Source organism: Pseudomonas sp. Pseusp97 (assembly GCF_047304025.1).
Taxonomy (GTDB): domain Bacteria; phylum Pseudomonadota; class Gammaproteobacteria; order Pseudomonadales; family Pseudomonadaceae; genus Pseudomonas.
Genome location: NZ_JBGLYK010000138.1, coordinates 1 through 15510, shown reverse-complemented (window position 1 = coordinate 15510; position 15510 = coordinate 1). Strand labels below are relative to the sequence as shown.

Sequence of the window (15510 nt, the reverse complement as noted above, 5' to 3'; positions counted from 1 at the left end):
TTTTTTTTTCTGCTTTTGTGTGTTTCTTCCTTGCGGCGCCGCGGGGGGGGGGCGGGCGCCCCCCCCCCCCCCCCCCCCCCCCCCCCCCCCCCCCCCCCCCCCCCGACTGCAAGACAAGGAACCAGAAGATGAACAAGGACCTGATCGAACTCGACGGCGCCGAAGGCGGTGGGCAGATTCTGCGCAGTGCGCTGAGCCTGTCGATGATCACCGGGAAACCGCTGCGCATCGTCAACATCCGTGGCCGGCGCTCTCGGCCGGGGCTGCTGCGCCAGCACCTGACCGCAGTGCGCGCGGCGAAGGAGATCTGCGGCGCGACGGTGGAAGGCGACGAGTTGGGTTCGCGCAGCCTGACCTTCCGCCCCGGCGCGATTATCAGTGGTGACTACCGTTTCGCCATCGGCAGCGCGGGCAGCGCCGTGCTGGTGCTGCAGACACTGTTGCCAGCGCTGCTGTTCGCCGATGGGCCGAGCAGCCTGTCGATCATGGGCGGCACGCACAACCCGCTGGCACCGCCGGCGGACTTCATCGAGCGCAGCTGGTTGCCGCTGCTGCGACGCATGGGTGCGAAGGTCGACTTCGAGCTGCTGCGCCACGGATTCATGCCCGCCGGCGGCGGTGAGTTGCTGATTCGTGTCGAGCCCGGCGAGCTGCAGCCGCTGCATCTGCCGCAAGCCGGTGACGTGCGCTCGCGCTCGGCCCGCGCCCTGCTCGCGGCCATTCCCGGTCACGTGGGGGATCGCGAGCTGGAGAAGGTGAAGCGGCATCAGGATTGGCACGCAGCCTCCGTTCAGGTCGTCCGCCTGCCGGAGGATCAGGGCCCGGGCAATGCGCTGTTGCTGGAGATCGAGTGCGAGCAGTTGAGCCTGGTGTTCTGCGCCTTCGGCCAGGCCGGCGTCAGTGCCGAACGCGTTGCCAGCCAGGCGTTGCGCCAGGCCGATGACTGGCGCCACAGCGGCACCAGCGTCGAGGAACACCTCGCCGACCAGTTGTTGCTGCCCATGGCGCTGGCAGGCGGCGGCAGCTTCAGCGCGCCGATTGCGAGCGATCATCTATTGAGCAACCGCGCGGTGATCGAAGCCTTCCTGCCGGTGCGGATCGACTGCGAGCCGCGAGCGGCAGGCGGCCAGCACATCCGCATCACGCCGGCTTGACGCTTTCCTCACGAGCCGCCCAATAGAGTCGCGCCATGTCACCTCGAGTGGCGCTACCTCTTGCGGCGCGTGTGCCCGCCTCACCGGCACACGGGAGTTTCCATGGCGCACCGCGCCGCCCTCGTCCTGTTCTGCGCCGCGTTGCTCGCCGGCTGCGAAACCACCCACGAAACCCTCATTTCCCATGGCTATCCACCCGCCTACGCCGACGGCTATGACGACGGTTGCGGCAGCGGTCGCCAGGCCGCCGGCGCGATCACTGGCGAATTCCGCAAGAACGTGCCGCGCTACCTGGGCGAGCAGAAATACGCGCTGGGCTGGAACGATGGTTTCCAGCAATGCCAGGCCATGCGCGTGAGCCAGGAGCGCCAGCAATACGAAGAACAGCGCAACAGTGACCGCGACCGCGACTGGGAACAGCAGAAAGACCGCGCGCTGTCCCACGCCCTGCGCGGCAACTGAGACTGTGACAACGCTTCACCTCTGAGCACCCCGTGCGCTTGATCTCGGTCAAGCCGCCCCTTCGCCCCATCGCCTCTCCTTGAACTCAGAAGAAACCAAAGCCTGAGACAAGGAGACTCCACATGCAGCCCATCAAACTGGCCCTGGGCAGCCTGCTGCTCGCCGTGAGCACGGCGGCGGCGCAAGCGAACGCCGACGCCCTGCGCGACAGCGCCAACAGCATCTTCAAGCCCATCCCGGAGCAGGCCAGCGACAAGCTCGACACCAACCAGATCGAGCTGGGCCGGCAGCTGTTCTTCGAGCCGCGCCTGTCCGCCAGCCACGTGATCAGCTGCAACACCTGCCACAACATCGGCACCGGCGGGGCTGACAACGTGCCCGCGTCCAGCGGCCATGCCTGGCAGAAAGGCGCGCGCAACTCGCCCACCGTGTTCAACGCGGTGTTCAACGTCGCGCAGTTCTGGGATGGCCGCGCCAAGGACCTGGCAGAACAGGCCAAGGGGCCGGTGCAGAACCCGGTGGAGATGCACAACACGCCGAAGAACGTCGAAGCCACGCTGCGCAGCATGCCGGAGTACGTTACCTCCTTCGAAAAGGCCTTCCCCGGTGACCAGCAACCGGTCAGCTTCGACAACATGGCCCGTGCGCTACAGGCCTTCGAGTCGACCCTGATCACCCCGGACTCGCGCTTCGATCTCTACCTCAAGGGCGACGACAACGCCCTGGACGCCAAGGAGAAGAGGGGCCTGCAAACCTTCATGAGTTCGGGCTGCATCAGCTGCCACAACGGCGTGAACCTGGGCGGCCAGGCCTACTTCCCGTTCGGCCTGGTGAAGAAGCCTGACGGCAGGATCCTGCCTACCGGTGACAAGGGCCGTTTCGAGGTGACCAAGACGCAGAACGATGAATACGTGTTCCGCGCCGCACCCCTGCGCAACATCGCGCTGACCGCGCCGTATTTCCACAGCGGGCAGGTCTGGGACCTTGAGGAAGCGGTGGCGATCATGGGCACCGCGCAGCTGGGCAAGCAGCTCAACGCGGAGGAAGTCGGCGACATCGTCGCCTTCCTCAAGACAGTCACCGGCAAGCAGCCGAAGGTGGAATACCCGATCCTGCCGCCGAGCACGGCGACGACGCCAAAACCGGTGGATTGACGATGGGCCTGTAGGAGCGAGGGGGACGCCATCGTTATTGCTCGCGAACGAGCGGAGCAACGGAGCCAGGTCGGTTCGCGAGCAAGCTCGCTCCTACGAAGAGCAGGACCGTAGCGCGGAAAACGCGGAACGGGTTATCCGCCGATCAACTCGCGGCGAATAACGCTGGCGCGTTATGCGCCCCACCATCTGAATAGCGCGGGCATGGCCTAGCAGGAGCGGACTACGCCGCGCCAGGTCTGCATCGCGCCGGGGCATGCCCTCTCCCCCGCCCTCTCCCTGAAGGGAGAGGGCGCTATCCGTGCCGGCTGAAGCCACGGCTTCAGCCGGTGCCCAACCAGTCCCCTCTCCCTTCAGGGAGAGGGGACCGTGCGGAGCTGGCTGAAACCACAGTGTCGGAAAGGGCGCGCCCCGGCGCGATATTTCACGTAGGAGCGGACTTTGTCCGCGAACACCGCGACAGCGGTGCATTCCCGAATCACCGGCCTGACGGCCGGATCGCGGATAAGATCCGCTCCTACGAAGAGCAGTCCGCTTCGCAGGCGGAAATGAAAAACGGGCCCATCGGGCCCGTTTTTCATTTCCAGGAAGCGGTCAGACCACACCCTGGGCCAGCATGGCGTCGGCGACCTTGACGAAGCCGGCGATGTTGGCGCCTTTCACGTAGTTGATCCGGCCATTCTCCTCGCCGTAGGCGACGCAGGCATGGTGGATGTTCTGCATGATGCCGTGCAGGCGTTGGTCCACTTCACCGGCGGTCCACAGCAGGCGCATGGCATTCTGGCTCATCTCCAGGCCGCTGGTGGCGACGCCGCCGGCGTTGGAGGCCTTGCCCGGCGCATAGAGGATGCCGGCCTCGAGGAAGATATCCACAGCCTCCAGGGTCGACGGCATGTTCGCGCCTTCGGCCACGCAGATGCAGCCGTTGGCCAGCAGGGTGCGCGCATCGTTGGCGTCCAGTTCGTTCTGGGTGGCGCAGGGCAGCGCGATGTCGCAGGCGAGCGACCAGGGACGCTGGCCGGCAATGAAGCGCAGGCCGGGCCCGGTCATTTCGCTGAGACGGCCGCGACGGACGTTCTTCAGCTCCATGATTTCATCCCACTGCTCCGGGGTCAGGCCAGCTTCGATGAATAGAGTGCCTTCGGAATCGGACAGCGAGATCACCTTGCCGCCCAGCTCCATGACCTTCTGCGCGGCGTACTGGGCCACGTTGCCGGAACCGGAGATGGCCACGCGCTGGCCGTCGAAGCCGCTCTCGCGGGCCTTGAGCATTTCCTGGGCGAAGTACACGCAGCCGTAGCCGGTGGCTTCCGGACGGATCAGGCTGCCGCCGTAGGACATGCCCTTGCCGGTCAGCACCGAGGTGAACTCGTTGGACAGGCGCTTGTACTGGCCGAACAGGTAGCCGATCTCGCGGGCACCCACGCCGATGTCGCCGGCCGGCACGTCGAGGTCAGCGCCGACATGGCGGAACAGCTCGCTCATGAAGGACTGGCAGAAGCGCATGACCTCGGCGTCGCTCTTGCCTTTGGGGTCGAAGTCCGAGCCGCCCTTGCCGCCCCCCATGGGCAGCGAGGTCAGGGAGTTCTTGAAGACCTGCTCGAAGGCGAGGAACTTCAGCACGCCCAGGTTCACCGAGGGGTGGAAGCGCAGACCTCCCTTGTACGGGCCGATGGCGCTGCTCATCTGGATGCGGAAACCACGGTTGACCCGTACTCGTCCGGCATCATCCACCCAGGGCACGCGGAACAGGATCGCGCGTTCTGGCTCGACGATGCGTTCGACGATGCCGGCCTGCAGGTAGTGCGGGTTGGCTTCGAGGAAGGGCCAGAGGGAGCGCAGCACCTCTTCCACCGCCTGGTGGAATTCGGGCTGATCGGGATCGCGCCGCTTGAGGCGCTCGAGGAACGAGTCAACGGATTGCGTCATGTCTACACCGGTACTTTTCTGATTATGTGATGCTTTTTGCCGGCAGACTCTAACAATCCACGCCGCCCCGAGATAGTGCAGCGTGACGCTTTTATGAATCTTTATGGTGCAAAAATATAAATCCCACTTCTGCCGGACCGGCAGAAAAACAGATTTTTGTATACAAAATCAATAGGTAGTTGCACTCAACAACTCATTCCATCAGGACGCCCACGATGCTCCCACGCCCGCTCGCGCTTCTCGCCGCCTTCACCTGCGCCCTCGCCCTGCCTGCCCACGGGACCATGAAACTGGGCAATTTCACCGAGTCCGGCGCTCTGGTGGTAGCGGATACATTCGACAGCGAAGTGATCCACAAGTCGAAATTCAGCACCGACGATCTGGAGCGCATGTCGCGCCAGATGGAAGAACAGCAACGCACCCTGCAGGACCAGGCGCGACAGATCGACACACTGCAGAGGCAGCTGGAGGACCAGCGTCGCGCCCTGGAGGACCTCAAGCGCAGCCGCTGACCTTCGGAAAATCGTAAAAAAAACGGGGCCCGAAGGCCCCGTTTTCCTGCACAAGCCGCTTACGCCAGCTTCTTGTAACGCACGCGGTGCGGCTGCGAGGCAGCGTCGCCCAGGCGTTTTTTACGATCGGCTTCGAACTCGGTGTAGTTGCCTTCGAAGAAGGTCACCTTGCCGTCGTCCTCGTAGGAGAGGATGTGGGTCGCGATGCGGTCCAGGAACCAGCGATCGTGGGAAATCACGATGGCGGCGCCGGGGAAGTCCAGCAGCGCTTCTTCCAGCGCACGCAGGGTTTCCACGTCGAGGTCGTTGGACGGTTCGTCGAGCAGCAGCACGTTGCCGCCCTGCTTCAGGGTCAGGGCCAGGTGCAGACGGCCGCGCTCACCACCGGAGAGGTCCTTGACGAACTTCTGCTGGTCGCCGCCCTTGAAGTTGAAGCGGCCGACGTAGCTGCGCGACGGAACTTCGTAGTTGCCGATCTTGATCTGCTCGAAGCCGTCGGAAACCTGCTCCCAGACGGTCTTGTTGCCTTCGAGGATCTCGCGGCTCTGGTCGACGCTGGCGATCTGCACGGTGTCGCCGATCTCGATGGTGCCCGAGTCCGGTTGTTCCTTGCCGGTCAGCATGCGGAACAGGGTCGATTTACCCGCGCCGTTGCCGCCGATCACGCCGACGATGGCGCCCTTGGGAATGCTCAGCGACAGGTTGTCGATCAGCACACGCTCGCCGTAGCCCTTGGTGACGTTGTGCAGCTCGATGACCTTGTCGCCCAGGCGCGGACCGGCCGGGATGTAGATCTCGTTGGTCTCGCTGCGCTTCTGGAATTCCTGCGACTGCAGTTCCTCGAAGCGCTGCAGGCGGGCCTTGGATTTGGCCTGGCGGCCCTTGGCGCCCTGGCGTACCCATTCCAGTTCAGCCTTCATGGCCTTGGCGTGGGAGGCTTCCTGCTTGGCTTCCTGGGCCAGGCGGTTGGCCTTGGATTCCAGCCAGCCGGAGTAGTTGCCTTCGAACGGGATACCGTGGCCACGGTCGAGTTCGAGAATCCAGCCGGCGACGTTGTCGAGGAAGTAGCGGTCGTGGGTGATCGCCACCACGGTGCCCGGGAAGTCGTGGAGGAAGTGTTCCAGCCAGGCGACGGAGTCGGCGTCCAGGTGGTTGGTCGGTTCGTCCAGCAGCAGCATGTCCGGGGCGGACAGCAGCAGGCGGCACAGGGCGACACGGCGCTTCTCGCCACCGGAGAGGTGTTCGATCTTCGCATCCCACGGCGGCAGGCGCAGGGCGTCGGCGGCGACTTCCAGCTGGCGCTCCAGGTTATGGCCGTCGGAAGCCTGGAGGATGGCTTCCAGCTTGGCCTGCTCGGCGGCCAGGGCGTCGAAGTCGGCGTCCGGCTCGGCGTAGGCGGCGTAGACCTCGTCCAGGCGGGCCTGGGCGGCCTTGATCTGGCCGACGGCCTCTTCGACGATCTCGCGCACGGTGGCCTGCGGGTCGAGCTTGGGCTCCTGCGGCAGGTAACCGACGTTGATGCCGGGCATCGGGCGGGCTTCACCTTCGATCTCGGTGTCGACGCCGGCCATGATGCGCAGCAGGGTGGATTTACCCGCGCCGTTCAGGCCGAGCACGCCGATCTTGGCGCCAGGGAAGAACGACAGGGAGATGTCCTTGAGGATTTCACGCTTGGGCGGCACGACCTTGCCGACCCGGTGCATGGTGTAGACGTATTGAGCCATGGATACCTGACTTCTGGGATGAATGAGTGATCGGGATGGCCGGAACGGACGACGGCAGGTTCCGGAACGCCGGCATCGAGGCCGGAGCGGCAGCGCTTACCACTTTGCGAAGCTGGCTGCCGGCGGGCGCGAACGGCCGATGGACGGCCCTTCGCGCGGAACGAGGCGCGGATGTACTTTATGCCACGCACACCACGCGCGCGTGCGGCAAAGCTACCGGAATGAGTCGGGAAGGGCAAACGACGCTCGTCGGCCATACTGGCACTTAGCCGCCTTTCCGGGCATCCTAGCCTGCGCCGAATTCAGCCGTATCGCCCCAGGTCCCTAAGTCCTTGTCTATCTTCCCCCGTATTCCTCCGGACGCCCTGGCCAGGCCTGGCCGCGTGGCGACCCGGACCGCGCTGGTGCTGCTGGTGCTGTTCATGCTCGGCCTGCTGGCCTGGCAACTGCACCAGGAGTTCCGCAGCCAGGAACGCTTCGAGCGCGAGCGGGTGATGCTGCATGGCGAACAGATCGCCCAACGGTTCTCGCTGACCCTGGAGCTCAAGGCCGTCGCGGCCCAGGCCCTGCTGCAACAGGAACTCGACCGCGATTACAGCGATGTTCACGCACCGCTGATTTCCGGCCTGAAGCACATCTACCCGTCCTTCCACAGCCTGGTGCGCCTGGATGCCCGCGGCATGCCCGTGCGCGACACCGCCAGCGGCATCAAGGACACGGCGTTCATCGAAGCCCTGCGCCAGCGCAGCGCACAGCAGGATTACCACTACGCCTTCAGCGAGGAGAACGGCGGCCACTTCTATGTCTGGCTGAAGGCCACCGAGCCGGGCGAAGGCGACAGCGTCATCCGCCTCGACGAAAAGATCGCCCGGCGCGGCTGGGCGGCGCAGGTCCGCCCCGGACTGCCGGGCTGGCTGCTGGTCGACGACGTCCAGCAGAAGGTCCTCGGCCGCTCCAGCGGCTACCGTCCCGGCCCGCTGTCCGCCGCCTCGCCGCTGGAGCAGGCGCAGAGCCTGGACGGCCTGGAGATCCAGAACACCGACTGGAAGCTGCACCCGCAGTTCGACGACCGCCAGGTCCGCAGCACCCTGCTGCCGCGCCTGGGCGGCGAGCTGGCGCTGCTGCTGGTGCTGGCCGGTATCGCAGGCGCCGCCCTGCTGCGCCTGCAGCGGGAGCAGCACAACCTGCGCACGCTGACGGCACAGTCGCAGCAGAACCTGCGTCAGGCCGCGCAGGCCCTCGGCGCGATCGACGAGCGCGTGCTGGTGACCCGCGCCGACGGCCGGCTGGCCTACCTCAATCCACAGGCCGAACAGTTGTTCGGCATCACCGCCGACAAGGCCGGCGAGCATCATCTGCTGGAGCTGCTGCCGGGCCTGGGCGGGCTGCTCAATGGCAGCGATGCGGCCAGCGACAGCGGCGCGGAACTGGTGCGAGTGAACCATGCCGGCCAGCCGCGCCTGTTCGCCGTCAGCCACCATTCGCTGGACGACAGCCCCCTGTCGCCACAGCAGACCTGGGTACTGCGCGGCAGCCTGCCCCAGGGCGGCCAGGTCTGGGTGCTGCGCGACGTCACCGAGGAGCAGCAGGCGCTGCACATCCTCGAGGAGACCCGCCGACGCTACCAGGACATCTTCGACGGCGTCGGCGTCGCCCTCTGCGTGCTCGACCTCTCCGCCCTGCGCCAGAGCCTGGTGGACCTCAACCTGCGGCGGCAGAGCGACCTGCGCGAGTGGATCGCCTCGCAGCCCGAGCGCCTGCCCTGGCTGCTGCGCCAGGTGCGCATCACCGAGATCAACAACGTCGCCAAGCGTCTGATGGGCGTGGGCACCACGGAGCAGGCCTGGCAGGTGCTCGTCGGCGGCGCCGGCATGCGCCCGGACGGCGTGCGCAGCAAGGTGCTCGAAGCCGTGCTGCACGGCCACGGCATGGTCGAACTGGAAGCCTGCATCAACACCCGCCAGGGCGAGCAGCGCCACCTGTGGCTGCAGCTGCGCGTGCCGGAGATGATCCAGGACTTCCACGCCATCACCCTGAGCCTGTCGGACATCACCAGCCGCAAGCAGGTCGAGCTGTCGCTGATCGAGCGCGAGAAGTTCTGGTCCGACGCGGTGCGCGCGGTGCCCGACACCCTGTACATCCACGACATCGCCGCGCGCCGGGTGATCTTCAGCAACCACAACCTCGGTCACCAGCTCGGCTACAGCAGCGACGAGCTGCGCGAGATGGGCGAGCGTTTCTGGGAGAAAGTGCTGCACCCGGATGACGTCGAGTACTACTGGCGCGTGCGCAACCTGCAACAGGTGGTGGGCGACGGCCTGCTGCTGGACAGCCAGCTGCGCTGGCGCCACCGCGACGGCAACTGGCACTGGTTCGACATCCGCGAGCAGGCCTTCACCCGCGATGAGTCCGGCCGCGTGGCGAGGCTGATCGGCGTGGCCAAGGACATCACCGACACGGTCGAGGCGCACAACTCCCTGCGCGAGAGCGGCCGCCGCTACCGCATGCTCGCCGAGAGCATCAGCGACGTGATCCTCTCCACCGACGCCCAGGTCCAGCTCAACTACATCAGCCCGTCGATCCAGCAGGTGTTCGGCTACAGCCCCGAATGGGTGCTTGCCAACGGCTTCCAGCAGGTGGCCGCCAACCCGGCGCAGCTGGAACGTCTGGATGAACTGCTGCACCGCGTGCAGGCCGCCATTGGCGAGCCCAAGCGCCTGGCCCAGCTGCGCGAGAACGCCGAGCCGCAGCTGTTCAGCCTCGACTGCCTGCACGCCGACGGCCACAAGATTCCGGTGGAACTGCGCATCGCCCTGATGTGGGACGACCACGGCCGCTTCGAAGGCCTGCTCGGCGTCGCCCGCGACATCAGCCAGCAACGCCGCGCCGAGCGCGAGATGCGCATGGCGGCGACGGTATTCGAACATTCCACGGCGGCGATCATGGTCACCGATCCGGCCGGCTACATCGTGCAGATCAACGACTCCTTCAGCCGCCTGACCGGCTACTCCGCCGAGGAAGTGCTGGACCAGCTGCCGCGCCTGCTCACCGCCGACCGCCAGGAAGCCAACCAGCTCAAGCACGTGATGGAAAGCCTGCTCAAGAGTGGCAGCTGGGAAGGCGAGATCCTGCAGAAGCGCAAGAACGGCGAGCTGTACCCGAGCTGGGTCGGCATCACCGCGGTGCATGACGAGGAAGGCGACCTGGTCAGCTTCGTCTGCTTCTTCAGCGACATCAGCGAGCGCAAGGCCAGCGAACGGCGCATCCACCGCCTGGCCTATTACGACGCCCTGACCCACCTGCCCAACCGCACGCTGTTCCAGGACCGCCTGCACACTGCGCTGCTGCAGGCCGAACGGCACCAGCAGTGGGTGGTGCTGATGTTCCTCGACCTCGACCGCTTCAAGCCGATCAACGACTCCCTCGGCCACGCCGCCGGCGACCGCATGCTCAAGGAAGTGGCCGAGCGCCTGAGCCTTTGCGTCAGCGACGACGACACCGTGGCGCGCATGGGCGGCGACGAATTCACCCTGCTGCTGCCCGGCCAGAAGGACCGCGAGAAGGCGCTGGGGCAGGCGATCCAGGTCGCCGAGCAGATCCTTTCCAGCCTCGCCCGCCCCTTCACCCTGGAGGGCCGCGAGTTCTTCGTCACCGCCAGCATCGGCGTGGCGCTCTCGCCGCAGGACGGCGCCGAGCTCAGCCAACTGATGAAGAACGCCGACACGGCGATGTACCACGCCAAGGAAATGGGCAAGAACAACTTCCAGTTCTACCAGGCCGAAATGAACGCCCGCGCGCTGGAACGCCTGGAGCTGGAAAGCGACCTGCGCCGCGCCATCGAGCTGCACGAGTTCGTCCTGCACTACCAGCCGCAGTTCACCGGCGACGGCCGCCGCCTGACCGGCGCCGAGGCGCTGCTGCGCTGGCAGCATCCCAAGCGCGGGTTGATCCCGCCGGCGGAGTTCATCCCGGTGCTGGAAGAGCTCGGGCTGGTCGCGCAGGTCGGCGACTGGCTGCTGGAGCAGGCCTGCCTGCAACTGCGCGCCTGGCACCGCGACAAGGTGCGGGTGCCGAAGATTTCCGTGAACCTCTCGGCCCGGCAGTTCGCCGATGGGCAGCTGGGCGAGCGCATCGCCGGCATCCTCGAGGACACCGGCATCGCCCCGGCGTGCCTGGAGCTGGAGCTGACCGAAAGCATCCTGATGAGCGATGTTTCCCAGGCCATGCAGATCCTTCAGGGCCTCAAGCGCCTGGGGCTGGCGATTGCGGTGGACGATTTCGGCACCGGCTACTCCTCGCTCAACTACCTGAAGCAGTTCCCCATCGACGTGCTGAAGATCGACCGCAGCTTCGTCGACGGCCTGCCGCACGGCGAGCAGGACGCGCAGATCGCCCGCGCCATCATCGCAATGGCCCACAGCCTGAACCTGATGGTGATCGCCGAGGGCGTGGAGAGTCACGAGCAGCTGGAGTTCCTGCGCGAGCACGGCTGTGACGAAGTGCAGGGCTTCCTCTTCGGCCGCCCGGTGCCGGCGGACCAGTTCGCCGCGCTGTTCGCCAGCAACGCGATCTTCCTGCTGGGCTGATCGCACAACTGAGCAGACGAGCGCTTTTGTAGGATGGGTGGAGCGCAGCGATACCCATGCTGTAGCGATGTGGGATCGATGGGTATCGCTTCGCTCCACGCCATCCTACGTCGTGTTCGTCCTGCATCTTCGGCAAGCGGGCCTCCTGCGTGATCCCGGCCTTGAACCCCGCTTGTCAGCCACATGACCGCCTTTCATGTGCCAGCACCGGCGCCTTGGGTTAGAATGCGCGCCTTTCCCCCAGCACCCGATCCTTAAGAGGACCGCCATGTTCAGCCGTGATTTGACCCTCGCCCGCTACGATGCCGAACTCTTCGCCGCGATGGAGCAGGAAGCCCAGCGCCAGGAAGAGCACATCGAGCTCATCGCCTCCGAGAACTACACCAGCCCGGCGGTGATGGAAGCCCAGGGTTCGGTGCTGACCAACAAGTACGCCGAAGGCTACCCGGGCAAGCGCTACTACGGTGGTTGCGAGTACGTCGACGTCGTCGAGCAGCTGGCCATCGACCGCGCCAAGCAGCTGTTCGGCGCCGACTACGCCAACGTCCAGCCGCACGCCGGTTCCCAGGCCAACGCCGCCGTCTACCTGGCGCTGTTGTCGGCCGGTGACACCATCCTGGGCATGAGCCTGGCCCACGGCGGTCACCTGACCCACGGTGCCTCGGTCTCCTCCTCCGGCAAGCTGTACAATGCCGTGCAGTACGGCATCACCGATGCCGGCCTGATCGACTACGACGAAGTCGAGCGCCTGGCCGTCGAGCACAAGCCGAAGATGATCGTCGCCGGCTTCTCCGCCTACTCCCAGGTCCTGGACTTCGCCCGCTTCCGCGCCATCGCGGACAAGGTCGGCGCCTACCTGTTCGTCGACATGGCCCACGTGGCCGGCCTGGTCGCCGCTGGCGTCTACCCGAACCCGGTGCCGTTCGCCGACGTGGTCACCACCACCACCCACAAGACCCTGCGCGGCCCGCGCGGCGGCCTGATCCTCGCTCGCAAGAACGAAGAGATCGAGAAGAAGCTGAACTCCGCTGTCTTCCCGGGCGCCCAGGGTGGCCCGCTGGAGCACGTGATCGCCGCCAAGGCCGTGTGCTTCAAGGAAGCCCTGCAGCCCGAGTTCAAGGCCTACCAGCAGCAGGTCCTGAAGAACGCCCAGACCATGGCCAGCGTGTTCATCGAGCGCGGCTTCGACGTGGTTTCCGGCGGCACCCAGAACCACCTGTTCCTGCTGTCCCTGATCAAGCAGGACATCACCGGTAAGGACGCCGACGCCGCCCTGGGTCGCGCCTTCATCACCGTGAACAAGAACAGCGTGCCGAACGACCCGCGTTCCCCGTTCGTCACCTCCGGCCTGCGTATCGGCACCCCGGCCGTGACCACCCGCGGCTTCAAGGAAGCCGAGTGCCGCGAGCTGGCCGGCTGGATCTGCGACATCCTGACCAACATGGGCGATGAGTCCGTGGTGGACGGCGTGCGCGAGAAGGTCAAGGCCATCTGCGCCAAGTTCCCGGTCTACGGCGCCTAAGCCCGAACCGCGAACCGCACGACGAAAAAGCCCGGCATCTGCCGGGCTTTTTCATGGGCGCCCCAGCAAGGGGGCAGGCCGAACCTGTAGGAGCGAGGGGGACGCCATCGTTATTGCTCGCGAATGGATTCCAGCCTGGCGCCGGTGTTATGCGGTTCGCGAGCAAGCTCGCTCCTACGAAGAACATCCCCTGCAGGAACCACCGTTTCGTAGGGTGCATCACGCGTCAGCGTTATCCGCCGCAGCACGCGCGGCGGATAACCTGCTCCAGGTTATTCGCCCTACATCCTCACGCCCCTATAAAGAAGCTAGGGCTGCCCACCGGACTTCTGCTCCGGCTGCACCGGCACATCGCGCATCTGGTTGAGCCGGCGCACCAGCGTGTCGGCTTCCGCCTGGCTGGCGAATCCCTTGAGCATCACCTGGCCATCGGTCACCACCCGCGTCACTTTCGGCAGCAGGCGCAGTTGACCATCGATGACTACCGCCAGGGCCCTGCCCTGCTCCTCCTGGGTCAGTTTCGCCAGGCGCTGGCTGGCTTCGGGGGTGAACAGCACGCGCACCGCCGGCTTGCCGTCGGCTACGCTGGCCAGTTCGGCGCGCTGCACGTCGCGCTGGGTCAACGCGGGATGGGTTGCCACCAGCACAGCCTTGCCTTGCGGGTCCGCGAGGGTGCGGGTGCTGGCCGTGGGCTTCTCCGCCACGGCATGGACATCGAAGGTGTGCTGCGGCGCCGACGGCGGCGCACCGGCGCAGGCACCCAGCAAAAAGGCGCCCAACAATGAGGCGAGGAGGATCGGAATAGAGCGTTTCATCGACTGCTAATGGGACTGAACGGCCCGATAGGACAAAGGGTATGAAGAGTCAGACCACCGCAAGCACACAAGTTGCACTCCCTTGGTCGGCGCCCGCGACTAAGCTTGCAGACGAACGGATGCTGGCGGTCCGGTCAGAAATTCTCCGGCTCAGGGCAAGCTGGTATCATGCGCGCCTTTTGCCGGTCACAAGAAAAAGGCGCAGGGCCCGCCTGGGCATGCACCTTGCTTTTCCCGGCCAGAACGATAACGGCGCAAGAGCGTCACGGGGAGCCAAACATGCTGGAAAAGCTGTTCCAACTCAAGGCACACAACACCAATGTGCGCACCGAGATCCTGGCGGGTATCACTACCTTCCTGACCATGGCCTACATCCTTTTCGTCAACCCGAGCATCCTCGGCGAGACGGGCATGGACAAGGGCGCGATCTTCGTCGCCACCTGCCTGGCCGCGGCCATCGGCTCCGCGGTGATGGGCCTGATCGCCAACTACCCGATCGCCCTGGCTCCCGGCATGGGCCTGAACGCCTTCTTCACCTACACAGTGGTCCTGCACATGGGCCACACCTGGCAGGTGGCGCTCGGCGCGGTGTTCCTCTCCGCGTGCATGTTCTTCATCATCTCGATCTTCCGCATCCGCGAGTGGATCATCAACAGCATCCCGCTGGCGCTGCGCTCGGCGATTGCCGCCGGCATCGGCCTGTTCCTCGCGCTGATCGCGCTGAAGGAATCGGGCATAGTCGTCGCCAACCAGGCCACCCTGGTGGGCATGGGTGACCTGGCCAAGCCGGCGCCGCTGCTGGCGATCCTCGGCTTCATCCTGATCGTCGCCCTGGAAGCCCGCCGCGTAACCGGCGCGGTAATGATCGGCATCCTGGTGGTGACCTTCATCTCCATCGCCATCGGCGTCTCCCAGTTCGGTGGCGTGGTGTCGATGCCGCCGTCGCTGGCGCCGACCTTCCTGCAGCTGGATATCAAGGGCGCGCTGGACATCGGCCTGTTCAGCGTGATCTTCGCCTTCCTCTTCGTCGACCTGTTCGACAACTCCGGCACCCTGATCGGCGTGGCCAAGCGTGCCGGCCTGATGGGCAAGGACGGGCACATGCCGAAGATGGGCCGCGCGCTGATCGCCGACAGCTCCGCCGCCATGGTCGGCTCGCTGCTGGGCACTTCCACCACCACCAGCTACATCGAGTCGGCAGCGGGCGTTTCCGCTGGCGGCCGCACCGGCCTGACCGCCATCGTGGTCGCCGTGCTGTTCCTGCTGGCGCTGTTCTTCGCCCCGCTGGCGGGCAACGTACCGGCCTTCGCCACTGCGCCGGCGCTGTTCTTCGTCGCCGTGCTGATGGCCTCGGGCCTGGCCGAGATCGACTGGGACGACCTGACCGTCGCCGCGCCCGTGGTTGTAACCGCGCTGGCCATGCCGCTGACCTTCTCCATCGCCAACGGCATCGCCTTCGGCTTCATCACCTGGACCGCCTGCAAGCTGCTGTCCGGCCGCTTCCGCGAGCTGAACCCGGCGCTGGTGATCCTGTCGATCCTGTTCGTGATCAAGCTGGGCTGGTTCAACGCCTGATCTGATTCTCCCGGCATGGGTATCGCTGCGCTCCACCCATCCTACAAGTGACACTGGAGTAGGATGGTGTGGAGCGC

Annotated in this window: 10 protein-coding genes; 7 read left to right on the top strand and 3 right to left on the bottom strand. The window is 65.8% G+C overall.

The genetic code is table 11. The annotated features are described in order from the left end of the window. Positions 1-128 precede the first annotated feature (128 nt). The 3 genes from rtcA to ACCC94_RS20085 all read left to right on the top strand — a co-directional run bounded on the left by rtcA (position 129) and on the right by ACCC94_RS20085 (position 2770). The gene (rtcA, locus tag ACCC94_RS20095; RefSeq protein ID WP_413351292.1) at positions 129-1154 is read left to right on the top strand and encodes an RNA 3'-terminal phosphate cyclase; all 1026 of its coding nucleotides are present in this window, start codon (positions 129-131) and stop codon (positions 1152-1154) included. Between the two features lie 102 nt (positions 1155-1256). Next, a complete protein-coding gene (locus ACCC94_RS20090; protein WP_413351290.1) occupies positions 1257-1616 on the top strand; it encodes a hypothetical protein in 360 nt (119 codons plus the stop codon). A gap of 122 nt (positions 1617-1738) precedes the next feature. After that, a complete protein-coding gene (locus tag ACCC94_RS20085) occupies positions 1739-2770 on the top strand; it encodes a cytochrome-c peroxidase (RefSeq protein WP_413351289.1) in 1032 nt (343 codons plus the stop codon). A 594-nt stretch (positions 2771-3364) separates the two neighbouring features. Here ACCC94_RS20085 and gdhA read toward each other — a convergent pair. Continuing rightward, on the bottom strand, positions 3365-4699 hold the full coding sequence (gdhA, locus tag ACCC94_RS20080; protein WP_413351288.1) for an NADP-specific glutamate dehydrogenase: 1335 nt from the start codon (positions 4697-4699) through the stop codon (positions 3365-3367). Between the two features lie 215 nt (positions 4700-4914). Between gdhA and ACCC94_RS20075 the strand changes: the two genes are divergently transcribed. Next, on the top strand, positions 4915-5211 hold the full coding sequence (locus tag ACCC94_RS20075; protein ID WP_413351287.1) for a hypothetical protein: 297 nt from the start codon (positions 4915-4917) through the stop codon (positions 5209-5211). A 59-nt stretch (positions 5212-5270) separates the two neighbouring features. On the opposite strand, the gene ettA is transcribed toward ACCC94_RS20075, so the two are convergent. Continuing rightward, on the bottom strand, positions 5271-6935 hold the full coding sequence (gene ettA / locus ACCC94_RS20070; protein WP_413351286.1) for an energy-dependent translational throttle protein EttA: 1665 nt from the start codon (positions 6933-6935) through the stop codon (positions 5271-5273). 422 nt (positions 6936-7357) lie between these two features. Here ettA and ACCC94_RS20065 point away from each other — a divergent pair, with 422 nt between their 5' ends. Next, a complete protein-coding gene (locus ACCC94_RS20065) occupies positions 7358-11521 on the top strand; it encodes an EAL domain-containing protein (protein ID WP_413351291.1) in 4164 nt (1387 codons plus the stop codon). 268 nt (positions 11522-11789) lie between these two features. Then, on the top strand, positions 11790-13043 hold the full coding sequence (gene glyA / locus ACCC94_RS20060) for a serine hydroxymethyltransferase (RefSeq protein WP_015475627.1): 1254 nt from the start codon (positions 11790-11792) through the stop codon (positions 13041-13043). 308 nt (positions 13044-13351) lie between these two features. On the opposite strand, the gene ACCC94_RS20055 is transcribed toward glyA, so the two are convergent. Continuing rightward, complete coding sequence (locus ACCC94_RS20055; protein WP_413351285.1) at positions 13352-13858, bottom strand: SecDF P1 head subdomain-containing protein; 507 nt, start codon at positions 13856-13858, stop codon at positions 13352-13354. A 279-nt stretch (positions 13859-14137) separates the two neighbouring features. On the opposite strand from ACCC94_RS20055, the gene ACCC94_RS20050 reads away from it, so the two are divergent. Next, positions 14138-15433 carry an NCS2 family permease gene (locus ACCC94_RS20050; protein ID WP_017521650.1) on the top strand — a complete coding sequence of 432 codons (1296 nt, stop codon included), beginning with the start codon at positions 14138-14140 and terminating at the stop codon, positions 15431-15433. The last annotated feature ends 77 nt before the right edge of the window (positions 15434-15510 follow it).